Origin of the sequence: Bacteroides sp. AF20-13LB, assembly GCF_003603065.1 — a bacterium.
Classification (GTDB): domain Bacteria; phylum Bacteroidota; class Bacteroidia; order Bacteroidales; family Bacteroidaceae; genus Bacteroides; species Bacteroides uniformis.
Window position 1 is genome coordinate 186,212 of sequence record NZ_QTMH01000004.1, and the last position, 26,182, is coordinate 212,393.

The 26,182-nt window shown below is 44.3% G+C and carries 28 protein-coding genes; 5 read left to right on the forward strand and 23 right to left on the reverse strand.

The genetic code is table 11. From position 1 onward, the window contains the following. Positions 1–215 precede the first annotated feature (215 nt). From DWX62_RS05775 to DWX62_RS05810, 9 genes are read right to left on the reverse strand one after another with little or no spacing between them, the layout of a single operon-like run. Positions 216–1,403, reverse strand: coding sequence for a hypothetical protein (locus DWX62_RS05775; RefSeq protein WP_005829450.1), 1,188 nt, complete (start codon positions 1,401–1,403; stop codon positions 216–218). Next, a complete protein-coding gene (locus tag DWX62_RS05780; protein WP_120172660.1) occupies positions 1,391–2,398 on the reverse strand; it encodes an acyltransferase family protein in 1,008 nt (335 codons plus the stop codon). The genes DWX62_RS05775 and DWX62_RS05780 overlap by 13 nt, the downstream gene beginning before the upstream one ends. Before the next feature lie 8 nt (positions 2,399–2,406). Continuing rightward, positions 2,407–3,147: a DUF6564 domain-containing protein gene (locus tag DWX62_RS05785; RefSeq protein ID WP_005836616.1), complete on the reverse strand. Its 741-nt coding sequence runs from the start codon at positions 3,145–3,147 to the stop codon at positions 2,407–2,409. Then, a complete protein-coding gene (locus tag DWX62_RS05790; RefSeq protein ID WP_005829455.1) occupies positions 3,144–4,139 on the reverse strand; it encodes an NAD(P)-dependent oxidoreductase in 996 nt (331 codons plus the stop codon). Before DWX62_RS05790 ends, DWX62_RS05785 begins: the two co-directional genes overlap by 4 nt. Continuing rightward, positions 4,140–4,868, reverse strand: a complete 729-nt coding sequence (locus DWX62_RS21875) for a metallophosphoesterase family protein (protein ID WP_005829457.1) — start codon at positions 4,866–4,868, stop codon at positions 4,140–4,142. A 3-nt stretch (positions 4,869–4,871) separates the two neighbouring features. Further along, the gene (gene aepY, locus DWX62_RS21880) at positions 4,872–5,999 is read right to left on the reverse strand and encodes a phosphonopyruvate decarboxylase (protein WP_005829459.1); all 1,128 of its coding nucleotides are present in this window, start codon (positions 5,997–5,999) and stop codon (positions 4,872–4,874) included. A gap of 34 nt (positions 6,000–6,033) precedes the next feature. After that, positions 6,034–7,344 carry a phosphoenolpyruvate mutase gene (gene aepX / locus DWX62_RS05800; RefSeq protein ID WP_005829461.1) on the reverse strand — a complete coding sequence of 437 codons (1,311 nt, stop codon included), beginning with the start codon at positions 7,342–7,344 and terminating at the stop codon, positions 6,034–6,036. A 24-nt stretch (positions 7,345–7,368) separates the two neighbouring features. Beyond that, positions 7,369–7,743 carry a hypothetical protein gene (locus DWX62_RS05805; RefSeq protein ID WP_005829463.1) on the reverse strand — a complete coding sequence of 125 codons (375 nt, stop codon included), beginning with the start codon at positions 7,741–7,743 and terminating at the stop codon, positions 7,369–7,371. Beyond that, positions 7,740–8,492, reverse strand: a complete 753-nt coding sequence (locus DWX62_RS05810; RefSeq protein WP_005829465.1) for an aminotransferase class V-fold PLP-dependent enzyme — start codon at positions 8,490–8,492, stop codon at positions 7,740–7,742. Before DWX62_RS05810 ends, DWX62_RS05805 begins: the two co-directional genes overlap by 4 nt. 566 nt (positions 8,493–9,058) lie before the next feature. Here DWX62_RS05810 and DWX62_RS05815 point away from each other — a divergent pair. Further along, positions 9,059–9,691, forward strand: a complete 633-nt coding sequence (locus DWX62_RS05815) for a BT4734/BF3469 family protein (RefSeq protein ID WP_182420063.1) — start codon at positions 9,059–9,061, stop codon at positions 9,689–9,691. Between the two features lie 51 nt (positions 9,692–9,742). After that, the gene (locus tag DWX62_RS05820) at positions 9,743–11,518 is read left to right on the forward strand and encodes a DUF3987 domain-containing protein (RefSeq protein ID WP_120137663.1); all 1,776 of its coding nucleotides are present in this window, start codon (positions 9,743–9,745) and stop codon (positions 11,516–11,518) included. A 124-nt stretch (positions 11,519–11,642) separates the two neighbouring features. Here DWX62_RS05820 and DWX62_RS05825 read toward each other — a convergent pair whose 3' ends face one another. Then, the gene (locus tag DWX62_RS05825) at positions 11,643–11,861 is read right to left on the reverse strand and encodes a DUF4248 domain-containing protein (RefSeq protein ID WP_005829478.1); all 219 of its coding nucleotides are present in this window, start codon (positions 11,859–11,861) and stop codon (positions 11,643–11,645) included. Positions 11,862–12,069: 208 nt separating this feature from the next. On the opposite strand from DWX62_RS05825, the gene DWX62_RS05830 reads away from it, so the two are divergent. The 3 genes from DWX62_RS05830 to DWX62_RS05835 are packed head-to-tail and all read left to right on the forward strand — an operon-like array spanning position 12,070 to position 13,125. Continuing rightward, positions 12,070–12,555, forward strand: a complete 486-nt coding sequence (locus tag DWX62_RS05830; protein ID WP_005829481.1) for a DNA-binding protein — start codon at positions 12,070–12,072, stop codon at positions 12,553–12,555. Between the two features lie 46 nt (positions 12,556–12,601). Further along, a complete protein-coding gene (locus tag DWX62_RS21885; RefSeq protein ID WP_005829485.1) occupies positions 12,602–12,709 on the forward strand; it encodes a smalltalk protein in 108 nt (35 codons plus the stop codon). A gap of 2 nt (positions 12,710–12,711) precedes the next feature. Further along, positions 12,712–13,125, forward strand: coding sequence for an N-acetylmuramoyl-L-alanine amidase (locus DWX62_RS05835; RefSeq protein ID WP_034525799.1), 414 nt, complete (start codon positions 12,712–12,714; stop codon positions 13,123–13,125). A 136-nt stretch (positions 13,126–13,261) separates the two neighbouring features. On the opposite strand, the gene pseI is transcribed toward DWX62_RS05835, so the two are convergent. The 13 genes from pseI to hydG all read right to left on the reverse strand — a co-directional run bounded on the left by pseI (position 13,262) and on the right by hydG (position 26,171). Next, positions 13,262–14,278, reverse strand: coding sequence for a pseudaminic acid synthase (gene pseI, locus DWX62_RS05840; RefSeq protein WP_005829491.1), 1,017 nt, complete (start codon positions 14,276–14,278; stop codon positions 13,262–13,264). A 7-nt stretch (positions 14,279–14,285) separates the two neighbouring features. Then, on the reverse strand, positions 14,286–15,425 hold the full coding sequence (locus tag DWX62_RS05845; protein WP_005829494.1) for an ATP-grasp domain-containing protein: 1,140 nt from the start codon (positions 15,423–15,425) through the stop codon (positions 14,286–14,288). Further along, positions 15,422–16,357, reverse strand: a complete 936-nt coding sequence (locus DWX62_RS22220; RefSeq protein ID WP_243636246.1) for a hypothetical protein — start codon at positions 16,355–16,357, stop codon at positions 15,422–15,424. Before DWX62_RS22220 ends, DWX62_RS05845 begins: the two co-directional genes overlap by 4 nt. Beyond that, positions 16,348–17,325 (reverse strand): UDP-2,4-diacetamido-2,4,6-trideoxy-beta-L-altropyranose hydrolase, encoded by a 978-nt coding sequence (gene pseG / locus DWX62_RS05855; protein ID WP_005836604.1) that lies wholly within the window; start codon positions 17,323–17,325, stop codon positions 16,348–16,350. Before pseG ends, DWX62_RS22220 begins: the two co-directional genes overlap by 10 nt. Before the next feature lie 4 nt (positions 17,326–17,329). Continuing rightward, entirely contained in the window at positions 17,330–18,013 is a 684-nt protein-coding gene (gene pseF, locus DWX62_RS05860; RefSeq protein WP_005829500.1) for a pseudaminic acid cytidylyltransferase, read from the reverse strand. Then, on the reverse strand, positions 18,010–19,173 hold the full coding sequence (gene pseC, locus DWX62_RS05865; RefSeq protein WP_120137662.1) for a UDP-4-amino-4,6-dideoxy-N-acetyl-beta-L-altrosamine transaminase: 1,164 nt from the start codon (positions 19,171–19,173) through the stop codon (positions 18,010–18,012). The genes pseF and pseC overlap by 4 nt, the downstream gene beginning before the upstream one ends. After that, the gene (gene pseB / locus DWX62_RS05870) at positions 19,170–20,192 is read right to left on the reverse strand and encodes a UDP-N-acetylglucosamine 4,6-dehydratase (inverting) (protein ID WP_005836599.1); all 1,023 of its coding nucleotides are present in this window, start codon (positions 20,190–20,192) and stop codon (positions 19,170–19,172) included. Before pseB ends, pseC begins: the two co-directional genes overlap by 4 nt. A 14-nt stretch (positions 20,193–20,206) precedes the next feature. After that, positions 20,207–20,695: a UpxZ family transcription anti-terminator antagonist gene (locus DWX62_RS05875; RefSeq protein WP_117887275.1), complete on the reverse strand. Its 489-nt coding sequence runs from the start codon at positions 20,693–20,695 to the stop codon at positions 20,207–20,209. 35 nt (positions 20,696–20,730) lie between these two features. Continuing rightward, the gene (locus DWX62_RS05880; RefSeq protein ID WP_117887276.1) at positions 20,731–21,267 is read right to left on the reverse strand and encodes a UpxY family transcription antiterminator; all 537 of its coding nucleotides are present in this window, start codon (positions 21,265–21,267) and stop codon (positions 20,731–20,733) included. Between the two features lie 542 nt (positions 21,268–21,809). After that, a complete protein-coding gene (locus tag DWX62_RS05885; protein WP_057281191.1) occupies positions 21,810–22,919 on the reverse strand; it encodes a PspC domain-containing protein in 1,110 nt (369 codons plus the stop codon). 82 nt (positions 22,920–23,001) lie between these two features. Beyond that, on the reverse strand, positions 23,002–23,328 hold the full coding sequence (locus DWX62_RS05890; RefSeq protein ID WP_005825341.1) for a PadR family transcriptional regulator: 327 nt from the start codon (positions 23,326–23,328) through the stop codon (positions 23,002–23,004). A gap of 222 nt (positions 23,329–23,550) precedes the next feature. Further along, a complete protein-coding gene (hydF, locus tag DWX62_RS05895) occupies positions 23,551–24,741 on the reverse strand; it encodes a [FeFe] hydrogenase H-cluster maturation GTPase HydF (RefSeq protein WP_120137661.1) in 1,191 nt (396 codons plus the stop codon). Positions 24,742–24,752: 11 nt separating this feature from the next. Next, positions 24,753–26,171, reverse strand: a complete 1,419-nt coding sequence (gene hydG / locus DWX62_RS05900; RefSeq protein ID WP_057255986.1) for a [FeFe] hydrogenase H-cluster radical SAM maturase HydG — start codon at positions 26,169–26,171, stop codon at positions 24,753–24,755. Between the last annotated feature and the right edge of the window lie 11 nt (positions 26,172–26,182).

Genomic DNA, 26,182 nt, shown 5'->3' on the forward strand with positions numbered 1-26,182 from the left:
TTGACATGAGGTAAAGCCTTGGTCTGGTACTGAAAATAAAAACTTGCTAAATCTTCGCTGCTATACATATCTTGCTAATTTTAATTTACAACGAAGGCTAACATTTCATTTTGAACTTTTTAAAGTGCTTACATAGCTGTGTATATCATAAAACTATAAGTTAAAGATTATACAGAAAATTAACAACAATCTATTATCTGCCATTAGTTTACAAATTATTGCACAAAAATAAGCACTTGAGGTTTAATTATCTGATTGATAATTAAATCTGCTACATTTTCAATATCCACAAACTTTACCGACTTAGGCAAATCAACATTAAACGACTTCTTTACCTTAGCTACAAGTTCATCAGTATAGACGAGAGTAGCGTCAGTTATATTCTCTACTCCATCACAATAAATTGACTCACGGTTAGCTTTACGCATCTGGTCTATAGTCCATACAGACTCATCAAACTTGGCAGTAGCAGTTACTCCATCAATAATTATAGGATAACCACCAATTTCACCATTTACCCCAGGAGTATGTATTTTGACTTGTTTTTCCTCTCGAAGAGCAGTAAGAACAGAGAATATGATATCAAAATTACTGGAAGCATTCATCATATTGCGCTTCTGATCTACAGGCATTGCTATAGAACAGGATTTAAGAAGTTCTTCCTTATTAAAATCCATATCCTTGCCTTGAAACTTTATATCAAGCAAGATGTCCTGACCTTCTGCATGACCTTCCTTAGAAATGACAACATCATGAAAATGTGATACCGCAATAGTTACATCAATGTCATTAAAATTCTTTATACCATATTTCTCTGCAATATAGAATTTTATACGAGGCACAAGATGATTCAAATTACCACTACCAAAGTCAAAATAAGCCTTACCCGCAGACTTTAGCCAAGGAATAACAGCATCGGAATATGAAGTATTGATTGAGATTGCCTCACAGTTGGCCTTATCGTATGCCTCCATTATATTCTTTGCATATCGAATAGAAAGCGGAGTCCAAATGCCGTATGCACGAAGATTACTCCATGAGATGCTACCATACTTCAAACCAGAGTAAACTCGACTACTATTTACTATGAAGTCAGGCTTTTCTGCTTCAAGTACAGCTGCAATGCTGTTCACATCGTTAAGGTCGCAGTTATCAACCACCTTAATCTCGCTACGGCACTGGTGACGAATGGTTGAAGCAGTACGAATAATATTTATATCCATCTGCATCTTTTCGGCATTACGTCCTACCACAACAAGACGAAGTTGTGAATCACCTAGTGATACAAGATAATCCAACAAGTAGCATCCAACGCTACCCAAACCAATAATCATAATAGTTATTGGCTGACTATTTTCAACCTTCCCTTTGAGAAGGGAAAGTTTTCTGTTCAGTATTTCCATTTTAATAAAGTAGAAAACGGGTTTGTAATAAATTTAGAATCAACAAATCGTAATAGAACTGTTGTAAGGATTAATATGCAAACACAGAGAAACAAGGCCTGGTAAAAATTAACTTGCAAATAGGTTGATAATATGTGTGCAAACATGCCTTGTATTACATAATATGCTAAAGTCTTTGATCCATAAGCACATATCGACTTGGGGAGGTTCACAAACATTAAAACAGCGAATGTAGTAATAATTGATCCAATATAAACCAATACTTTCAAAACAAGAAGCATTCCTATATTTTGATTGTACAAATTTGACATGTGCCACACATTGGCATTATTAAACTCTAATACATGTAGTATACGACCACTATAGATGAGACAAAAAGCAAAACATACTAAAGAGGCTATAGCCAAAACAAGCTTTATGCATTTTGAAACATCAGGAATAATAGGCAGGCCTTTTACTCTTCTCAAGAAACCCATCATAAAGAATGGTAGAAACATACACGACCGTTGGAACGATAACAGGTTACCAAATTGTTTCAACGGAAGCATGTATGCAAATACGGCCAACAAGCAACTGAATATCAATAACTGCCCCCCGCACCCATTATATTGTACGACAATTTTGCCAACTAGCTTATTGATAATCAACAGAAAAATAATATACCAAGTTATTAGGCTGATTAAATACCAGCCTGAGTTCTCCGGATTTAGTAAAGGGATGATACTTCCATAATAAAAACATAGAGGAATCATCACAACCAAAAATGTTTCCAAAAGCATAAAACCTTTACTAATCAGTTTTTCTTTATCCTTAACATTTGCATAATAACCACTGATAAAGACAAATAATGGCATATGAAAAATGTAGATTATAGAATAGAGCTTATTGGCAATAGGATTGCTTAAAGCAGGTTCTATTACATGACCGAATGTAACTAATACAATGAGCAACCACTTTATTCCATCTATTCTGTAATCTCTTTCTAATACAGCCATATTCATTTTTACATCAATTTTCTTACAATATCATAATCTGCAACAGTATTGCAGTTGAACCAGTCAGTGAAAGTCACTACATCATACTCTTCACTATTCATATCACTAAAGTAAGCCTGAATTATTTCAAGATTAGTACCTTGAAGTTGTTCTTTTGTAAGCGAATCAACAGTCTTCAAAAGCCTCTCAGATGAAGAAAATTTCCACATCTGACCACTGTTGAAGATTGCCTTGAATGGCTCTGATACAGTTAATGTCTGATGATTCGTATCATATAAATACCTTGGTTTGCCATCAACGTTAATGTATAACGCAACTGCCTTATTCGAGTAGATTGGTTCTCGGTTAATGGTAATCACACTCTTTGGCGAATTATACACTTGCCTGAAATCTGTAGCCATAAAGAACAAGTCGCCTTCTACGAAAGTCACATCACCTGCCTCCTTTATTGCCTCTATACCTTTGTATAAACTGTAGCCGGAGCCATAGTCTTTGAAATGCTCGTTGTAAACAAGTTCTATTTTTTTGCCATAACCAGAGAGTTCGTTCTTTACAAATCTTCCCAACTTCTCATAAAGGTAGCCCCCCACAAGGATATATTTATCGTACTCACCACAATTCTTCAGCAATTGAGCAAGAAGAGCGTATTGAGGTTCATCGGTATAATACAAGCATTTGAGGGTTTCTTCCTTAGTGTCGCGATTAAAACGCGTAGCCGTTCCAGCAACAGTTATAATCAAATATTTCATTTCTTGATACTATTTACACACATCGTGAGGCCTTCATCGAGAGTGATGATAGGTTTCCAGCTAGTACGGGTACGAATCTTGTCCGTATTGAGCAATCGACGCTCAGGATCAGACTTTCGGTAACCTTCGAAACGGATATCCACATCGTTGATGCCCATTTTTATTGCAATCGTCTTGACTAGATCAATAATGGCAATTTCCTCTTCAGTAGCCACATTATAAACAGTACCATCAAGAGCATCCTCAGAAGCGATGAGCTCCATAACGGCACGACAGCTATCAATATTATGAAGGAAGGTACGTTTGTTCACCTTCGAGTTTTCAAGAAGGGTTACGGTATGGCTTTCAAGCAGATTATCAATGATATGAGGGATAATGTGCTCTGCAAAACGCTCGTGCCTGCTATATACATTAGCAAAGCGAATAGAACAACCTTTAATTCGTCCCTTGCCAACAGCATCTTTCATAAAGAATTCAGTCATCAACTTGCCGCAAGCATAACTTGTACGTTGGCTATGTTCCGCTGTTGACATTGCCAAATAATCAGATTCTTTCACACCGCCATTCTCATTCCAAGACTGCATTGAGTAAACCTCCGAAGTTGAACAATTAATGTAAGTATCAGCCCTCATAGAAATGGCACGCTCCAAGAAATCCTTCATAGCAAGGACGTTAGTCTGAAAAGTACTCTCTACCTCATAGAAATGCTTTGTATGGACAACAGCAGCACAATTGATAAACACCAGACGGCCATCGCACTCAATTTTGAGTTCTTTCGCCTTATCGCATACTTCATCCATCTGAGCGACTTTGTTAATGTCGTAATTATAGAAGATGAACGAGGGATTGTCAATAATGTCTTTAACGGTATCAATAGAACTTGCAAAGAAGTTGTCGAAACCGATTACCGTATGACCCTGAGAAACAAACTGACGAGACAGTTCACTACCCGTCATGCCAGTAACACCACTTATTACATATAAGTTCTTCATTTATATTCCAAATTTTAATCGTTCGCTGTAAAAAGTATCTATCTCTTTGGGGAAAAGAGATTGTTCAGCTTCAATATCGTAAGGAACTGCATTGAAATGGGTTTCCCCCGTTTTAAAATTGATATACACATATTGTGCATATGGATTCTGATTGCGAGGTTGTCCAACTGAACCTGGGTTGATAAAAGTCGTACGTTTCTGATTGCGCATGATTGGATTGTCAACTTTGAAGAATACATCTATCTTAAAAGGTTGATGAATGTGACCGCTCAATACGTAGTCAAAATCCTGATACTTTTCATCTTCCACTTTTGCTGGAGTCAGTTTTCCCCAATAGGGATCATCAATAGTTCCATGTAAAAGAAGTACTTTCTTACCACCAATTTCCAACTCTTGCATTGGCTCTTGCATCACATTGCTTATATAATCAATAGATGTCTGAGTGAGATGGTTTCTTGTGTATTTGGACATCACACGAGCTCTTTCTGAAGAGAAACATGAGAGTTCCCCATCAATCAAAGCCTTCTCGTGATTGCCCTTCAAATTGGCAAGTAATGGAATATTAACAGTTTGTATACGTTCAATAATTTCATTTGAACGCATACCATAGTCGATAAAGTCACCTAGACTAATCATGGCATCTGGCTGATAGTGTTTCTCAATATCAGCTAGAACCGCCTCAAAAGCAGAAAGATTGGCGTGTATATCAGCAAACAGAATTACTTTCATACTTTACTTGTTAAGAAATTCCATAAAAGCCTCTTTGTTCTGAATAGGAGTTGTAGTTGGACGGCCAAGGTCCTTGCGGTTTCCCTTTTTTACGCAAATCTGAAGGAAAACAGGACCTTCTGCGTTCTTGAATTCTGCAAGTTTTGCTTCAAGTGCCTCCATAGTTTCTACACTATAAGCAGCCTTGTAGCCTACAGCTTGAGCAATTGCACAAAAATCAATCTTGAGACCAACAGTAGGCTGACCACCAACAGAATCGTGTGCGCCATTGTTGAACACAATGTGCACATAATTCTTGCATTTCATGCTGGCTGTAATAGCCATATTACCCATGTGCATGATGCTGGCTCCATCACCATCAAAACAATATACTCGACGCTCAGGCTTTTGGAGAGCTATGCCGAGAGCTATCTGGGAAGCATGGCCCATCGCCCCTACAGTAAGGAAATCACGTTCATGACCTTGGCTCCAAGCAGTACGTGCCTCAAAGAGCTCGCGAGAAATCATACCAGTAGTTGATACGATACAAGCATTATCTTCAATGTTTGAAGCCACCTTCTGAATCGTCTCTTCGCGAGACATTGCCAGTTCGTTTACCTCAACGCTCTGAAGCTTATAGGTATCGAAAGTATCCTTCTCTATCACAAGGGCATAGCACTCGTTGGTTGCCTTCATGAAGTCGACAGCTATTTTTATCTGCTTTGCAGCTCCCTCTTCATCCTTTGGCAGAATAGCATAGTTGATACCCATGGTATTAAGCAAACCGATTGTCACCTTACCTTGCTTCACATGCTGAGGTTCATCGTGAACTCCAGGGCGCCCTCTCCAACCGATAACGAGGAGCACAGGAATGTTATAAACGTCCTTGTCGGTAAGAGAGGCAAACGGATTAATGATATTGCCTTCACCAGAGTTCTGCATATAAACTACAGGCACCTTACCTGTTGCCAAATGATAACCTACAGCAATACCCATGGCCCCTCCTTCGTTAGCAGCAATAATATTCTGCTCAGCAGGAAGGTGGTCGGTAATATATGCACAAATGTTCTTGAGCAACGAATCAGGAACACCAGCATAAAAGTCTATACCTTGTTCCTTGAGTATATTTACAAAAAATTCGGGTCTTACCATTTGTAAAATAGTTTAAGGGGTAAGAAATTAATGTTTACTTCTTCTTTGTGCCTGGAATAAGATTAAGAATCTGTTTGATAGGCATACAGTACTGCTCAGATGCTTCAAGCGAACGGCTAGTATAGAGGATGGTTTCTGCACATTTAACCATTGCAGGATAAGCAGAACGAAGCATGTGATTAGCATAAATCACTACATTAATACCCCATTCAGCAAGTTCCTCTTCTGTGAACTGGTTATAAGTAGTAGGCACAACGATGATAGGAGTATGAGCATTCTTCTCGCGAAAGCGCAAGCAAAACTCCTTGATGTCCTCTCCAGACTTCTCTTTGGAGTGGATCATTATACCGTCAGTACCTGCCTCTACGTAAGCATGACAACGCTCCAAAGCATCATCTACAGTCTTACCAGCAATGAGAGACTCACAACGGCTGACAATCATGAAGTCACGAGTAATTTGCGCTTCCTTACCTGCACGAATTTTAGCCTGAAAACCTTCGATTGTATCCTGAGTCTGTACAGCATCAGTACCAAAAAGTGAATTCTGTTTTAAACCTACCTTATCTTCAATTATAACGCAAGAGATTCCCAAGCGCTCAAGGGTGCGAACGGTAAAACCGAAGTGTTCAATCTTGCCACCAGTATCGCCATCGAAGATAACAGGTTTTGTGGTTACTTCAAGGGTATCATTGAGGTCATGGAGACGGGTAGTCAAATCGACAGCCTCAATATCAGGCTTACCCTTAGAGGTAGAGTCGGTAAGGGAGGAAGCCCACATGCCATCGAATTCACGCTCCTGACCATTCACCTCTACCTTAGTATGTTCTGCTATGAGGCCAGTAAGACCATTGTGACTTTCAAGAATACGTACAATCGGTTTAGCTGCAATAAGGCGACGGAGAGAAGAAAGACGCATCTGAGGAGTTACACCAAGAGCATCAATCTCTTGTTTGATACCAGAAGCAGAGATGTTTTGGGTGTAAGGAATCTCGATAACCTCACCACCCAACTTTTCCATTACTTTGAATACCTCATCACGGATATACTTGTCAGGACCCACCTGCCAATCATCACCATGAATGATGTAATCAGGCTTGTACTTAAGGAGATTAGAGACATAGCTCCAATCATCCTGAGGGACCACCCTTGATACGTTCCTGATGCTCTCAACAACGTTCTTTCTTTGCTCCCAAGTGAGATAAGGAAGTCTACGGTGGTTAGCAATCGCCTTATCAGTGAACAAACCGATTATCACATCGCCATACTCAGTAGCTTTGTTAATGATGTTAATGTAACCCGGATGCATGATATCACCTATCATACCAAGATAAACTGTCTTTGCCATTATTATTTAACATTTTTCAAATTATTATAAAGAGCATCTATAGTCAATCACCTCAATCCCTCCTGCTTGAGAATAAGTGTGCAACAAAATCGGCTTTCTACCATCACTCAGGACTATACTCTGACCAGTGAGTTCTGCTACCTTTTTATCTTTAATAAAATCAAAATTCTTACTTGTCTTATACACAAAGATCGACTCTCCATATGCACGACTGCATTTTTGTGCCACTCGATAAATTTCTCCATCTACAGAGAATAACGAACCTGCGGGACGATTAATCTTCTTTTTGTCGCGATACTCGTCAACCCTAATTATCTTCATCGTATTCATGTCAAGAATAAACTTCTCAACATAATACTTAACTGTAAAGCTATTTGTTCCAACCTGACGATAAGTCAAAAGAGTGGAAGATTATTCTTAACAAGCTTATCACGAAAATACTTAGCCAATTCTGCACAACGCGCAATCTCCACCTCCGCACCACCTGCAGACTCAATTTCTTTTAAACGGACATTAATTTGACGAAGGATACCAACAGCAGGAGTACAAGGAGTCTGCCCTCTCTCCATATTTTTAAGAGCAAGCTTCAAATCAAGATACTGACAGCAACATTGGACCTTTTCTATACGTTTAATAGCCGAAGGAGCAAGAAGCATAACTGCAATACCCGGAGCGCAAGCAAGAGCCTTCTGACTTCCAGTAATCATCACCCCTACATCCATTGCCACCATATCAAATGAATCGCAAAGGAAGGTAGAGATTATATCAACAATCAAGAAACAATTATTACGTTTGCAAAAATCAGAAACAAGATTGATATCGTAATGTACCCCCGTAAAAGTTTCGTGCTTCTGCATAAGGAAAGTAGTGTAACCCTTGCTCTCATATTCAGCAAGATGTTCAGGCTTCAAAGCTCTACCATACTTAAGCTTAATTTCCGTAAAAGGAATTTTATGAAGGGTAAGCAATTCCACAAAACGCTCACCAAAGCTACCACCATTGATTACAAGAGCCTTATCCTGTGGCGTAAGGCAATTTATGATGGCAGCCTCCATACCACCAGAGCCAGAACATGTCATGAAAACAACCTTACTATCTTTAGTCGCATTAGCAAATTTCTTAACAAGGCGCTCATTCTCAAGCATCATTTCTGAAAACTCTGCTGTTCTAAATATGGTACCTGTTCGGCACCTATGACCCGTACAGCATCAGAAGATTGCACCGGACCTACTGTAAAATTAATCATTTATATAGATTCCTTTAATTATCAGTAATAATCAACCAATCCAATCACCACTCCCCCTTCTTCCTAACCTCCAGCCATTTTTCCACCCATTCCCCAGCCAATTTCCTGATTTCGTCATCATCCAGTTCCTCCAGTTCATCGATATAGTATCGCAGAAGAGTTTCGTATGTACTAAGTGAGGCGTTACACCCTTTTTTTTAAGTCTATGTACGTGGATGGAGAAATATGCAAATCCTTGCAAAGAGTTTCAATAGTGACTCCACTCTGTTTTCTCGTTCGCTCGATAAAAAAGCCCAATGAAGGGTGAATAAAATTTTTGCCCATTTAGATAAATTTTAAGTAATTAGATAGAATACTATGTTATATATTGTTATTATTTACTTTGTTCCTTTAAAATCTTTCTTACATGTGGGAAAGATTCAACGAAAGAGAATGAATACCTTTGAGCCAACTATTTAAACGTATAATATGCCAAAATCTTTTAAAATGTCGCTTTTCATGCCACCCATCTCACCGATGAAGGACGGAGCGACCGGGAAAATCGTGAAAAGCGCCACGCTTACCCCCCTGCGTACTTTAGAACTGAACGAAGTTTACCAACTCATCACAGCCAACAAACGGCTGATCACCCTAACACAAGCCATCCGCGAAGCTGCCCTACAAGGCGATGATAACAACTGCCGGATGCTGAAACAGCAAACCTTACCCTACGTCACCCCCTGCGGCGTATTCACCCGACGACGGAGCGACTGCCTAAAGCTACCCTCCGGACTGGTGGTGGTGGACGTAGACCATCTCGACTCGCCTGACGAAGCCGGACGCCTGAAGCAACTACTGTTCAAAGACCCTTACCTCGCACCGGTACTGGTGTTCATCAGCCCTACCGGACGAGGTGTAAAGGCTTTTGTACCCTGCCCTATCGGAAAAGACAGCACGGAGGCGGTGCGCTGGGCCATGAACTACGTCCACTGCATGTATGACGCCGAAAACACACAACCCGGAAAAGGAGTGGACACTTCGGGGAAAGACCTCGTACGCGCCTGTTTCCTCTGCCATGACCCGAAAGCACTGCTCAGAAAAGTTGTGAACTTCGAATTATGAGTCATTGCAAATCACCGACTACAAATTACTAATTATAAATTACCAAATCCGATGGAACCACTATCTTCATTGCACCTTCTGGCCGAAGCAGTCAGAAATGCAGGAGCAGACATTGCTCCAACCTATCAAGAATATATACAACTGGCATTTGCCATTGCCACCGACTGCGGAGAAGCAGGACGGCATGATTTTTTAAGTCTGTGCAGCCTGTCGTCCAAGTACGACCGACGGGCAGCCGACAAGCTCTTCAGCAATGCCTTGAAGACCGGCCGTAACGACGTGCATCTGGGAACTGCCTTTCATCTGGCCGAGTTTTGCGGCGTGAAGATTCAGCATGAAGCCGCACCCGCCATTGGTACACTTGGTACACAAAGTTCACCCCTCTCTTCTACCTCACACACACGCGCACGCGAGGAAGAGTCCGCATCGGGCATTGAACCACTGTCTCCATTACCCACTTTCGACGAACACCTCCACTGGCCTTATCCCCTGAATCACATCATGAGCTGCGGAACCTCCCCCGCCCAATACGATGTACTGCTACTGGGTGCCATCACCGTATTGGGTGCCAGTATGGGAAAACACGTCCGATGTTCCTACGGAGGAAAAATGATGTCCCCCTGCCTGCAAACCTTTGTAGTAGCCCTACCTGCATCCGGCAAAGGAGTGCTCTCCTTGGTACGCCTGCTTGCCGAGCCCATTCACGATGAAATACGTGGGCAGGTAGACGAAAGCATGGCATGTTACCGCCGCGAAAAAGCAAAATACGACACACTGGGCAAGGAACGTGGAAAAACGGAGACTCCCGTAATGCCTCTCAACAAGATGTTCCTCATCTCGGGCAACAACACCGGAACCGGCATCCTGCAAAACCTGATGGACTCCGACGGTACCGGACTGATATGCGAAAGCGAAGCCGACACCATCTCCACCGCCATCGGTTCGGAATACGGACACTGGAGCGACACCATGCGCAAAGCCTTCGACCACGACCGACTGTCCTACAACCGGCGCACCGACCACGAATACCGAGAGGTAAAGAAAACTTATCTTTCCGTACTTCTGTCAGGCACCCCCTCACAAGTGAAACCACTGATTCCCACTGCTGAGAACGGGCTCTTTTCTCGCCAGGTATTCTACTACATGCCTGCCATACATCATTGGCAAAACCAGTTCGACCGCAATGACAGCGATCTTGAAGATACCTTCAAGGCTCTGGGCATGGAATGGAAGGACAAACTGAAAACCATTGTCATGAACGGAATATTCACCCTTCACCTTACGGACGGACAGAAAGATGAATTCAACCGGCTCTTCTCCCGGCTTTTCGTACGCTCCGGACTAGCCAACGGAAACGAGATGTCAAGCAGCGTGGCACGTCTGGCCATCAACATCTGCCGCATCATGGAAGTGGTGGCCATGCTCCGCGCAATGGAACAAGGGGAAATCACCGCTTCGCCTTACGTGTCACCCGACCCTCACACAGCCACAGACAATCTGAAAGACCACATTGTCAGCCGATGGGATCTCCTCATTGCTTCCGATGACTTTCATGCCGTACTCTCACTGGCCGAAAGCCTTTACCGGCATACCACCCATATCCTCTCCTTCCTGCCCAACACCGAAGTGACAAGCCGCGGCAATGCCGACCGGGATGCGCTGGTAGACAGCATGGAAGAAGAATTCACACGGGCCTCTTTCCTGCAGAAAGCCGGAGAGATGGGCATCAAATCGGAAACCGCCTCCACCTGGCTCAAACGTATGCAGAAACACGGGCTGGTGGAAAATGTAGATGGCAAGGGAAACTACCGGAAACCAAAAGTCTGACATTCACTTCGCTTCACGCACGCGTATGTGTGTGAGGCGAAAGGATGGATGAACCTCTGTACCAAGTGTACCAACCTCACCTTTACGATTCCCGGCCTGACCTTTACGCCATCCAACCTCAGGTTTAAGGCTCTCCAAGTGCAGCCACTATCAGCCGCACTTGGGCAGGCGTATAAGAGCGGGAACGGGAAGAACCGCCCAAAGCGGAAAGTCCGTCACGCAAATCGGGACAAAGGTCTATCCAGTGTTTCAGTTTGCGGAAGGCAGCCTCCGGACAAAGATTGGGACAATAGATTTGGGCCAATTCGGTACGCCCGTATGTACGTATGACAAAAGAATCCATAGTTGACAGTTACGATTTATATTTCATCAAAAGTAACTATAAATCATGACATTATCAAACTTACAAGCGTAAATAACCGACTAAAACAGACCCAAACAGACGAGAACCTGCAAAAACCGACAAACGCCCGTATCCACAGCCTTATCTTTGCATCGTTGAGTTCAACACAGCAAATGTTTTTATCCTTTAACTTCTAAATTTTAATTGTATGATTCGTTACAAAAAGTATCAAGTGACGGGCGAAGACAGCCCACTGAAAGGCCTCTGGTATGCACGCCCCGTAATCGAAGAAACCTTCGACATCGAAAAATTGGCCAAGCACATGTCCAATCACAACACCCCCTATTCGAGTGGTGTCATCAAGGGGGTACTGGCAGACATGGTTTCCTGCACCAAAGAATTGATTCTGGACGGCAAGAACGTGAAACTGGATGACCTTGCCATCTTCTCCGTAGGAATCGTCAGCAAGAAAGGGGCGCAATCCGCTGCCGACTTCTCGCTGGCCAACAACGTGAAGGGGCTGAAGCTCCGCGCCCGTGCCACCGGCGAACTGAGTAATGCCCAAATCAACCTGGATGGACAGCTGAAGGAATCTTCCCTGTACACCGTAGGCGGAAAAGCTCCCGATGGCAGTGGTTCCGACGGCGGTTCCGGAGGAAGTGACGGCAATCAGGGCGAGAATCCGTTAGGATGAGAATAATTACAAATTACTAATTACTAATTATCAATTACCAATCATCATGAGTGAAGACAAAAAGTCAAAATCCGTGTGGGGCATTGTCCTCAAAGTAATCATCACCGTAGCTACCGCCATAGCGGGAGCTTTAGGTCTGGGCGCTTGCAAATAGCCATGCGTACGATTACCCTGCTCATTGTTCATTGCTCAGCCACGCCTCAAGGCGTGGCCCTGGGCTTTGAGGATTGCCGCCGCGACCACATCCACCACCGCGGCTTCCGTGACATCGGCTATCATTTCTATCTGACCCGCAACGGCGAAATACACCGCGGCCGCCCGTTGGAAAAAATAGGTGCGCATTGCCTCAATCACAACCGCCATTCTATCGGCATCTGTTATGAAGGAGGACTGGATGCTGCAAGTTTTCCTGCCGATACCCGTACATTGGAACAGAAGGCTTCGTTACTGGCACTGCTACGTGAGTTGAAGCGTATCTTTCCACGGGCGCTGATTGTGGGGCACCATGACTTGAATCCGACGAAAGCGTGTCCGTGCTTCGATGCGGAAAAGGAGTATAGGGGGCTGTAAAGGCTCCCTATAATCCTTTATTTGAGTCTTTATATTTCAGAACCTAAAGTAATCAACTTTTCCATATCCATTACCTACGAACAAAGATAGAAAAATAAATTCCAGACCTCTATTTTATCTTCTTATTTTTATCAGGCTAACCATTCACGTACTCCAATGCAAACCTCGTCCCTTTCTCCAAATCCCGGTTCACGTTCTTTCCCAATATATCTTTCAGATATTTGGGGTGCAGGCCGAAGCCCGGACGGACGGAGCGAACGTTCCGCTCCGTAATCACTTCTCCGGCCTTCATATCCTCGGCCACATAGAGAGAACGTGATGCGGAACGGCTACCTCTCATTTTCTCCGTCAATTCGTAAGTCGTTTTCCCCAAAGATAACTCAGCCATGCGCACATCTTTTACCATTTGGGCAAAATCTTTCTCTTCCATAGAAAAAGAACAATCCGGACCACCGATGGAACGATTCAAAATAAAGTGCTTTTCTATCATACTCGCACCTTGAGTAACCGCCACAATGGGAGAGACACTCCCCAGGGTATGGTCGGAAAGTCCACTTTTTACCTGGAAACGTTCTGCCAAATCACGAATCATACAAAGATTGGCTTCCTCAACTGGAGCCGGATAAGAAGAGGTACACTTAAGAACCGTAATATCATTATTTCCCATTCTGCGGCAAGCTTCAACAGCCAATTGAATATCTTCTTCGGTGGCTATGCCTGTAGCAAGTACCATCGGCTTATGCTTCGAAGCCGCGTATTCTATCAATGGAATATCCGTAATTTCGAAAGAAGCTATCTTATAAACGGGACAGTCCAAAGCCTCAAGCATATCGACGGCTGTCTTATCAAAAGGAGAAGAAAAACAGATCAGTCCTTCTTCCTTGGCCACATGGAACAACTCTTCATGCCACTCCCAAGGAGTATAAGCCTGTTCATACAAATCATAAAAATATTGCCCGTCCCATATAGAGCCTTCATTAATTATAAAATCAGGCTTGTCACAGCGAAGCGTAATGGTATCAGCCCGATAGGTCTGCAACTTGACGGCATCGGCTCCGGCACGTTTTGCAGCCCTGACGGTTTCAATGGCTGTTTCTTTCTTACCGTTATGGTTGGCAGACATCTCAGCCACAATCATACACTTATCTCTCATGTCTTTACTATTTAATCGTCCTTAGAATACTTTCAAGCTCTTCCATACTATCAGTCTGAAGTATGATATACCCTAAACGGTCTAAAGAGTTTTTTATTTTTTTTTCAGAATAAGGTCTTATTTCAGACCGAAAAACAGCCGATGACCGGGAAGAGCTTAGAAAATCCACACAACGCTGATAGTTGAGCGGATTAAGGAACTGTACCGCTGAGCATTTTTCATGTTTGCGAAGGACATCAACGGGCAAACCAAGAGAACAGTTCACCAGATTTCTCAGCATATCTATCCCGGTTGACAATGGAACCAAATCAGAGGTTATATAATCTCCTCCAAGCCGGCAAGCAATTTCTATGATATAAGCGCCCGATTCATTCAGCTTTATTTCTGTATGCGAGGGACAATTATTAAGTCCAATCAGGCAAAGTGCTTTTGATACGGTCTCCGAAACCAGCTCCCACTCCTGTTTCGTTATACGCGCCGGTTCAATGTGCGTATCTTCAACAAAGAAGCCTTCTGCCTCACCGATACAAAGTTTCTCCGTAATAGTGACAACGGTAGTTTTATTGTTTTGCGTATATGTTTCAACACTGAATTCACGGCCTGTTATAAAGCCCTCGACAATGGCCTTTCCGGTACGGGAATAACCGAGAGCTTCGGAAAAAGCAAGTACAAGTTCTTTATGATTTGTAACCTTTTTTACTCCGCGGCTTGCAGAGGAATCTACCGGTTTGACAATATATGGATAATCTTGCAATGTGCCCAAGTCCGTATCTTTATCACAAAGCATGAAAAATGGTACATCAATCCCGTTGGCCGCAAACATTTCCCTCTGCAAGTATTTGTTTGTACAGATTTTTGCAACCTCAGTGGACATGGACGGAAGCCCCAGCTGTTCCCCGACATAGGAAACCACATTTACAGGCGCGTCACTTGTAGTAAGTATGCCGTCAACAGAGTGACGTTTGGCACATTCCAAAACACCTTCCTTATCCATCGTGCTGACAAGAACCGGTTCCGAGGCGTACCCCATTCCCGGAGCATTCGCATCCATATCTGCGACTATGGTATGCAATCCCATATCGTTCGCCTTTCGGATGACAGGAACCTGCATTTCACCTGCGCCCAGTATCAATAATCTTTTATTCATATAACCGAATTTATCACATCACAAATCTTTCTTGCCTGTGCTTCACTGAACCGGAAATCATTAAACAAATTGACGATATGCTTCGCCTCCACTTCCGCAACAGGAGAAGAAACACCTTTGAACATGTATGAAACCGAAGGGAAATTAGTCCCGGCAAACAGACCGGCCTTGAATATTGCGTCAAGAACCTTCTGCCGGTTCTCGATGACAATCATGAACCTCCAGTTCTGGAAATCATCTCCCATCTGAATCGATTCAGGAAGCAGATTCCTGTATATCTTGTTTATTTTCTCTTTTTCCGCAATCACTTTTGGGAGCTTTCTTTCAATGATGTCAAAATATTCCTCATCGGTCATTTGCAAATTTGAGGCGTCCAGCCAAGGATAGTCAGCCGGAAGCATATATCTGACATTCTCCAGGAGACATTTCCTTATATATACCGAATGCTTTTGTTCACTAATGCTATCATACTGATAATCAACAACTTCGTACCCCCCCCTAAAACTTGCATAGCCACCATAGGAAAGTTCTATGAATTTAGCATATCCGGTACTGTAAAGGCAGAGATCCACATTTTCAGGCAAGGAATCTACCAATTCGGGAATGCACAAGCAACAATCATCAATGATACAAAGATTTGGATCGAGACTTTTCACTGCTCGGTAAAATTCTTTGTTGTCATACTTTTTCCCGTAGGCATGCACAAATACAAGACCGGAATATTTTCCCGCCTCTATAGCTGTCAAACATTTCTCGGTTGACATGGCATGGCTTTCATCTATGTCTATAAACTCAAAACCGACACCTGCTTTCATAAACGACAGGGGCACTACAGGACACACATTTGCCGGCAATAAGAACGGTTTATCAAAATGGTTGCCAGACAGATAATTATACAATATGGCCGAAGCTCTTTGTGAAGTTACTTGCATATCAACAGACTTTTAAACAAATTGACAAACCGTTTGGGAATATCCGGAGTGATGGCATGTCTTTTACGAATGGCCATCTTATCCAAATTCTCAGCAACAAGAGTAAAGGCAGCGGCATCGGTATAATCACCCGCCCCCTGAATCAGCCCTTCACGCAAAAACATATAATAGTCGTGCTCCTGATTATCAACATAATACCCTCCTATAACAGGAGTTCCACAGGCCAATGCCTCATTCATCATCGTAGAGGCAGGCAATATGGCGACATCTACAGTACTAAACAAGTCTGCAATGGAACCGGCAGACAAATTCTTCTGATAGGTTACTTTGGGGTCATCAACCATATTCTCGGCTGCATACGAATCACCGACAATTGCCGTTATCTTCTTCACATTGTCTTTGGCTTTAATTGCATGAATGGTCTGATACGTCAAATTCAAGAAATCAGAACCACCAAAAGCCACCAATACATATAAACCTCCTGAATAATTGTTCCGTTTATTCTGCAGCGCAACATTGAAGAAAGGCCTCCTCAACAATGAAAATTGAAGCCCAAAGGCAAATTGAGTATATGGTTCACACGAATAGTCATCACGCGTGTAACCCAATCCCTGATTGACTATAAGATCAGCCACATAGTGCTTGTCGTGCATATCATCCACACACACCAGACAGCAACCTTTTTGCTTGATGGCACGCTGGTAATCAGTAGTAAAGAAATAGTTGTCAAGTACCACAATTTCGTCACCTTGTAAAAGGGAAAGGAACTCATCATAATGTGATTCTTCCTGTAAGGGGATGAAAGGACATACCTTCTCCATCTCACTCACCTGATAAGGGGTAGGATGGCAAGTAAAGAAGGTACAATCAAAATCGTCCTTCAGCATATCGGCCAAAGCCAGAGTACGAATAAAGTGACCGTAGCCGATGGCAGCACTTGCATCGGCACGGAGATAGATTTTCTGCATTACATCATTTATGAAGCAACTCATACTTCATCTCTGCCAATGCCCAGTCAGTCTGTGTATCAAGGTCCTGCACTTCAAGTTCGGAAAGTACCAACCCGGCTGTATTCTCACCCCAAAAAGTCCGGCTCTCCACAAAGGGAGCAGTGCGAGAGAAATAGAACTGACCGGCATCGTGATAAATCGGTTCTAAATCTTGGGAACGTGCATTTTTGTATTCGGGATAAACCATACTAATTTTTCCATCCACGATGTGAAGGCTGCGCTGTATAGGATAGGAATAAGCCACACAAGTGAAAACGGAATCTATCTCCGAATTCATTTTTCCGTATGCTTCCCGGAGTCTTTCGGGAGTGACAAAAGGAGCCGTTGAGTAAATGCAACAAACCGTTTCAAACTCCCTGCCTTGCTCTTTATACTTCCTCAGTACTTCAAGAATTACATCATCAGTACCGGCATAGTCATTTGACATCTCGGCACTCCGCATAAAAGGAACTTTGGCACCATACTTACAAGCTATTCCGGCAATCTCCTCATCATCGGTAGAAACCATCACCTCCTCAAAAAGACCGCTTTGTAAAGCTGCCTCTATGGAATATGCAATGATAGGTTTACCCATAAAGGGCTTGATATTCTTACGCGGAATACGTTTACTGCCGCCACGTGCAGGAATGATTGCTATATTTTTCATTTCGCTACAAATTCTATAACCTTTTCAATCACATACTCCTGTTCCTCGTTCGTCAGCGTGGGATACATCGGAAGACTCAGACAATGTTCGTAATACTCTTCTACTATAGGTAAATCGCCTTTCCTATTTCCCCACTGCTGATAGTAAGGCATCAGATGAAGCGGAGCATAATGAACCTGCGCATAGACATTGTTCTCGTGCAGATAATTATAAAGGCCCAAGCGGTCAGCTACTTGAATGATATAAAGGTGATAAGCATGATAGACATCGGCAGTATTGAACGGAGTCTTGATGCCATCTATTCCGGAAAACGCTTCATTATAGCGTCTTACGATTTCATGGCGGCGTTCAAGACCTGCTTTTGCACGCTCCAGCTGAGAAATACCCAAGGCAGCCTGAAAATCAGTCAGACGGTAATTATACCCTAACTCCTGCATCTCGTAATACCAGCCACCATGATGCTCGTGCAATAAAGCAGGGTCTTTCGTAATGCCATGCGTACGGTAAAGACAAAGCTTGTCATAAAGCTCCTTGCTGTTGGTGGTCACCATGCCTCCCTCACCCGTAGCAATATGTTTCACGGGATGGAAAGAGAATACGGCACAGTCGGCAAAACAACCGTTGCCACAATGTTGTTTCTTGCCTTTACTGTCCATGAAATAGCCGCCGGGAGCATGGCAGGCATCCTCGATAATCCACAAGCCGTACTCGTCGGCAAGCTTTCTGAACTCTTCCAGATCCAAAGGATAGCCTGCAAAATCAACCGGAACAATACCTTTGTAAGTACCGCGGGGAGAAGCTTTAAGCATGGCTTCGAGTTTACGGATATCCATGAGGTAAGTATCCTTGTCAATATCACAGAATACCACCTCGCCGCCACAATAGCGGATGCAGTTGGCACTGGCAGCAAAGGTCATGGGAGTGACAATCACCTTGTCACCCGGCTTTACATTCAGTGCGGTAGCTGCAAGATGAAGCCCCGAAGTGGCATTGTTCACTGCTACGGCATATTGTGCACCTACATATTCGGCAAATTTCGTTTCAAATTCCCTGATTTTGGGACCTTGTGTCAAGTAATCGCTTTTCAGGGTATCAATGACTGCCCGGATATCCTCATCTGTGATATGCTGACGACCGTATGGAATAGGCTTGCTTATCATTTCACCTCGAAATTAGGGTCAACGTATTTCTTGATATTCTCGCGCATAGTCTCTACTGTCTCCCACTCCGTATTGTTGTCACTGCTGTAGTGGAAACCGTCGGGAACGGGTACTGCATTGTGATGTCTGATGAACTCTTCGCGACTGTGCTTGAAAGATACGGAAGGAAGAATGACATAATATCTGCCCAAATCGATTGTATCAAGAGCATCGGTTACAGTAATCATCTCCTCGTGCAGTTTCTCTCCCGGACGGATGCCCACTTCCACCTGCGGCAGATTGGGCGCAATGGCGGTAGCCACGTCCTGGATATGATAGGAAGGAATCTTAGGAATAAAGATTTCACCACCCAGGTGATGTCCGATGGCATACATGACCAAAGCGACACCGGCTTCCAGTGAGATGTTGAAACGGGTCATGCGCATATCGGTTATGGGAAGTTCCTTCGCCCCGTTGTCACGCTTGTTGATAAAGAAAGGGATTACGGAACCGCGGGAACCCATCACATTGCCATAACGGACTACGGAGAACCTGATGTCCTTGGAACCGCTGATATTGTTGGCGGCAGTAAACAGCTTGTCGGAAGTGAGCTTGGTGGCGCCATAAAGATTGATGGGGGCACATGCCTTGTCGGTAGAAAGGGCCACTACATGCTGTACACCGGTGGCAAGAGCAGCCTTTATCACATTCTGCGCACCGTGTACATTGGTTTTGATGCACTCTTCGGGATTGTATTCAGCGGTATCCACCTGCTTGATGGCGGCTGCATGGATAATCACGTCCACTCCTTCGCAAGCCCGCGTCAGACGTTCGAGGTCACGGACATCACCGATAAAGAAACGCAGTTGCGGATACTTATGACCGGGATATTTCTGTTTCAGCTCAAATTGCTTCAGCTCATCGCGGGAGTAAATAATAATTTTCTTTACTTGCGGATAATCACGGAGAATGGTTTCCACAAACTTCTTTCCGAAGGAACCCGTTCCTCCGGTAATCAATACGGATTTATTGTTAAGCATTATAATGAAAAGTTTTATTCATCGATATATTCCCACGGATAGGGATTGTCTGTCACATTCTGAAACTCATCAACCGCTTCCTGCTGTTCGGGAGTAAGTGATAAGGAATCCCAGGAGGCGATGATGGAACGGCCTTCGTCGGCCAAAGACTCGTCGAACACTTCACCGTAGCAGGCGGTAAGCAGACGGAGCTTCAGTAAGGAAGCGGGAAGAGCGTCGAGCACATCCCAACAACAGTCCAGCACTTTCTGGACATGCCGCTGCTTTTCGCCATGATCCACAAAAGAGGCGCTGTAACCCATAAGAAGGGCAAGACAGACATTTGCCTGCTCGTCGATGGTAGTGCCTTTTACACCCGACCGGTACAAAGCCATGGTAAGACGGTAGACCTCACCGTTCCGCCGTGACAAGTCATCGCTATAGACGGGACTACCGTCCATACCCAAATACATCAGTTCGTGCGCAGCACGCTGAAGAGTGATTGCTTCTTCGGAAAGAGACATAAGCAATTATAGAATTAAAAATTAAAAATTAAAGTTCAGCCGATTACTTCTATAAGATCGGGATGGATAGTGGCCATGGCAACAGCTATGACACCTTGTATTTCGATAACCACGCGACGGTCACGTGCGCCTTTCACCTTCAGAAATATACCCTCTTGCCCCTCAAATTCACCGCCGGTAATCCGGACTTTGGTACCTTTGGACAAGTTCAATTCATCCGGTTGAAAATAAAGAAGATGGTCATCGTAAGTGCCGGATACGGCAATGAAACGCTGCATCTGACTGTCGGGGACAATAATCTTCTGCCCACTGCGGGTATCGGTAATATATTGCAGATAAGTGACTTGAGATTTTACACGCTGCACATCGGAAGGACGGGCATGGACAAAAAGCAGATTATGAACGACCGGAACCAGAGCACGGACTTTTTTCCCTTTTTTTATACATATCTTGTATTGCATAGGAATGAAACAGCCCAAATTTTCTTTCTTGAGCAGATGCATGGCATCTGGTTCTCTGCGGTAGGTGGCACGCATAGCATACCAGATTTCGACCTCTTTCTCTATTCCCATTTTTATGCTTTTGTTCAGACAAGGGTGTTCTCCTGGGGCTTTGAACCTCTTGCATACACTTGAAATTCAATTACTTGCGGACACTTTATGTAGAATACGACAAGCTTTATGCCCTTCTTGTCAACAGATTTTTTGCAGTCATTCATTACCTGTCAGGTAAAATGCTGTAAACGAATCTATTGCAAGCAAAAAGCGTTCAATAGACGTTCGTTTTTTGAACGTCAATATTTAAGAAAACTAAAGAGGGAAGATTACTTAAAAATTAGTAAAAGGAAGAAGTTAGAGAAATACAATGCAATAGGCTTACTGACAAAGTATTATACTCACTAAAAAGAAATTTATAGAATATTTTTATTAAACATTTTGCGAGATTCAAAAATACACGTTATCTTTGCGTTCATTAAACGAACGTTTAAAAAACACCTTTTCCAAACGAAATATTCCACTGTATAACAAATAATTACATTGAAATAAAAAATATCGTGTTTATAGAAATCAGATTCCTACAAACACGATATCAATTAAAAAAGAAATTACTATTCTCAGAAGTTAAAGATACCCAATTCCGGGAAAGTAGCCCCTTGCACTGCAAAACAGATTCCGAAGCAAGCCGCACTTACAATCCAAAGGATAACCAGCGTCCACTTCAAACCGGAATTCATCGGCTGCCATTTGAATATCTGACTGAAGATGGCCCATACAAGACTGACCAAAGGAATTCCTACCAGCAAGATTCCTGCAATGTACATCACAATGGCAGACAACGGAGAAGTAGGCAGTACCACATCAGCCATCGGGAAAAAGGAAATGAGAGCCGCACCGCCACCAACAGCCACCGCTATCGCAGCAAACAACAACGCCACAAATACCACTCCAAATACAAACAATACCGGGCTGCAGATAATGGCAAATATCACCAGACAGATTTTCAAGAACCAGCCGACAATCATCACCAATGCATCTCCCAACTTCTGCAAGAAAGTACGGGGTTTGTCCGACCTCATATAATCATTCACCCCATTGGCAACCTTCTCAAAACCGTCCGTCACCGTCTTTCCGATATTCTCCACCGTAACGGCCTCGCCACGCATACTCAACTTCTCGGCCGCTGTGCGGGCTTCCGGTATAACCAGCCAACACACGATATAGACCGGTATCAATGTCCCTACCCCACAAATCAAGATGACAAGCAGTAACAGTCGAAGTAAAGTTACATCCCATCCCAGGTAGGCAGCCATTCCACTGATGACACCACCCAGCATTTTGTCATCCGGATTGCGGTATAGACGACGGCGTGTAGTGCCATAAGCGGTATTGCTGTTCCAAGCACCGGCACCATAGCCGCCCCCGGCACTCGTGCTGCCGGAATCGGCACTAGCACTCTCTCCTTCCGCCTCCATATCTTCCGGCTTTCCCATGCGGGCAATCACCTCTTCCACATCGGCTATCGTGATTACTTGCGAACCGGCCGACAATTTCTCGGCAAAGAGTTCGGAAATACGGCGTTCAATATCATCTACAATCTCGTCGGCACCGACTTCCTTGCGGAAGTGCATCTTGAGATTACTCAGATAATTATCCAAAAGACGGTATGCGTCATCATCAATATTGAAAACGGTTCCACCTAAATTTACAGTTAATGTCTTTTTCATAACACACTATTTATTTACAATTTGACTATTTACGATTTACTATTTACCATTCGACGAATGCGGCATATTCTCTGTGGTCATTTCAAGAATTGCTGATGTGATTCACCGTCTCGTTCAACTCTTTCCAGGATGTTTCCAGTTCACCGAGAAAGACTTCTCCTTTTTCCGTCAACCGGTAATATTTACGGGGAGGACCTTGTGTAGACTCAATCCATTCATACCCCAAAAGGTCGTCGTTCTTCAAACGGGTGAGCAACGGATAAAGTGTACCTTCCACCACAATCAGTCTGGCTTCTTTCAACTTCTGAATGATATCCGAAGCATAAGCCGGCTCTTTGTGAAGCAGCAGCATGATGCAATATTCAAGCATGCCCTTGCGCATTTGCGACTTTACATTGTTTACATCCATAATGGTATTTACTATTTGACAATTTACGATTTACTATTTTGCTGCGCAATAGAGTAATGAGTGTCCTTATTCATTCTATTGTTGTTCCTTGTATGGCACAAATATATGTATTATATCAGTACCTTGCATTACAAAGTACCATATATTAAACATTATTAACAAGAAAAGTAGTTCACGCTACTCTATAACATCAGTAACGTGAACAGAGAGGGAAAGGGATATTTACCGATAGATAACAATTTTATCCAATATACCGGTCAGACTCGCAATTGCTACTCCGTAGTTGGTTATGGGGATGTGCTGTGCGCGGGCATGGGCTATACGATTGAGAACGTACTTCCGGTTGAACATGCAAGCGCCGCAATGGATAATTAAATCATATCGGGACAAGTCTTTGGGAAAGTCATTTCCAGATACAAAGTCTATCTGCAATTCCTCGCCGATGCGCTTTCGTAGCAGGCGGGGAATTTTGACGGTACCGATGTCCTCGGTCAGCGGGGCGTGGGTGCAAGCTTCGGCTATCAGTACACGCGATTGGGGTGTCAGGCTATGGATAGCGGCAGCTCCCTCCACGAAGGCATTGATGTCTCCTTTGTAGCCGGCAAAAAGAACCGAGAAGGAAGTAAGACTACTTTCGGCAGGCTTTTGTTGATAGACGATGGGGAATACTTGTGAATCGGTGATTATCAGCTTAGGCGGACGGGCAAGGGCTTGCAGGGAAGCTTGCAGCTTGTCGGTGGTGCAACTCATCACCAGGCACTTCTTGTCCAGCAACTCGCGGATGGTCTGCACTTGCGGAAGAATGAGACGGCCTTTTGGGGCTTGCATATCCTGGGGCATAACCAGTAGGACGACATCACCCTCGCTTACCAAGTTTCCCGTGATGGTCTGCTCACCAAAATTCTCGGGAAGCTTTTCGAGAATAGCATCGAAGATGCCTTGAATGCCGGTACCCTCTTTGGCACTGACCACAACGGGAACCTGCCCGCACTCCTTTTCAATCCGAAGCACCACGGAAGCGGTGTCTTGACGCGAATCAGCTTTATTCAGTATCAGTATCACGGGAATTTCGCGCGCTGCCAGCAGCTTTATCCATTGCTGTTCCAGCGTTCCGTCAGCTTCATAGAGCAAGAGGGCGATGTCCGCTTTCTCCACCGTCTTTAAGGTACGCTCCACGCGCATACCGCCCAGTTCGCCTTCGTCGTCATCAAAACCGGGGGTATCGATAAAGAGGCACGGGCCCAAAGGATATACTTCCATGGCTTTGGTTACGGGATCGGTAGTAGTGCCGGGCGTTGCGGATACCAATGCCGTGTCTTGCCCGGTCAAGGCATTGACAAGGCTGGACTTTCCGCTGTTCCGTCGTCCAAAGACGGCAATGTGCAGGCGGTTGGAACGAGGTGTATTATTCATAAATCCGAAATCTAAAATCTAAAGTCTCTTTTCCCCTCCCCTATCTCCTGAAGATTACGTTCGGCTATCGCCCGTATCTTGGGGTTCGGGATATGCTCCATCTCCTCACGAATCAGCTGTATGCCCTTCTCCTTGGTTTCGGAGGAGGCATAGTCCTCCAGATATTCTTTTAATGTCATCAGTGCATTGGGCTGGCAGCAGTTTGCTATCTGTCCGCGCTTGACGAGCGACATGAAGCGGTCTCCGGTACGTCCCTCGCGATAGCAGGCGGTGCAGAAGCTGGGGATATGCCCCAGGTCGAGCAGCCAACTCACCACTTCATCCAGCGTGCGCCGGTCGCTCACATCGAATTGGGAGGAATCTTCCTCTTTGGCTTCCGGCACGGCATAGCCTCCCACGCTGGTGCGCGAACCGCCGCTTATCTGCGAAACGCCCAGTTCGAGCACCCGACGGCGTACGGCTTCCGACTCACGGGTGGAAATAATCATTCCCGTATAAGGCACCGCAATGCGGGTAACCGCCACAATACGGCAGAACATCTCATCCGAGATGGCATCGGGAAAATCCTCGGTCGAAATATCATCTGCCGGACAAATGCGCGGTACGCTGATGGTATGCGGACCCACGCCAAAGGTAGCTTCCAGATGTTCGGCATGCATCAGCAATCCTACGAAGTCGTAGCGATAGGTATTCAGACCAAACAATACACCGATACCTACATCGTCGATGCCACCCTCCATAGCGCGGTCCATCGCTTCGGTGTGGTAGGCATAATTACTTTTCGGTCCCGTGGGATGCAAGGCTTCGTAATGCTCTTTGCTGTAAGTCTCCTGAAAAAGGATATAAGTGCCGATACCTGCCTCTTTCAGCAACCGATAGTTTTCCACTGTAGTGGCGGCTATGTTGACATTCACCCGGCGGATGGCCCCGTTCTTGTGGTGGATGCTGTAGATGGTGCGGATAGACTCTAAGATATAGTCGATAGGGTTGTTTCGAGGGTCTTCTCCGGCTTCCAGCGCCAGGCGTTTATGTCCCATGTCCTGCAAGGCGATAACCTCGCGGCGTATCTCCTCTTGCGAGAGTTTCTTGCGGGGGATGGTACGGTTCTTGGCATGATACGGGCAATAGACGCAACCGTTCACGCAATAGTTGGAAAGGTAAAGCGGGGCAAACATCACAATGCGGTTGCCATAGAATTTCCGTTTGATTTCACGTGCCAGACGATAGATGCGCTGCACCAGTTCCGGCTCGTCACATTCCAGCAGCAGGGCCGCCTCCCGATGGGAAAGCCCCTGGCACAAAGCAGCCTTGTCAATCAAACTTTCAATGAGCGGACGGTTGTTGCGGTTTGCCTGCGCATACTCCAATGTATCCAATATCTCCTGGTGATTGATGAATTCTTCTGCTTGTCTTGACTTTATGTTATACACTTCGTAAATTG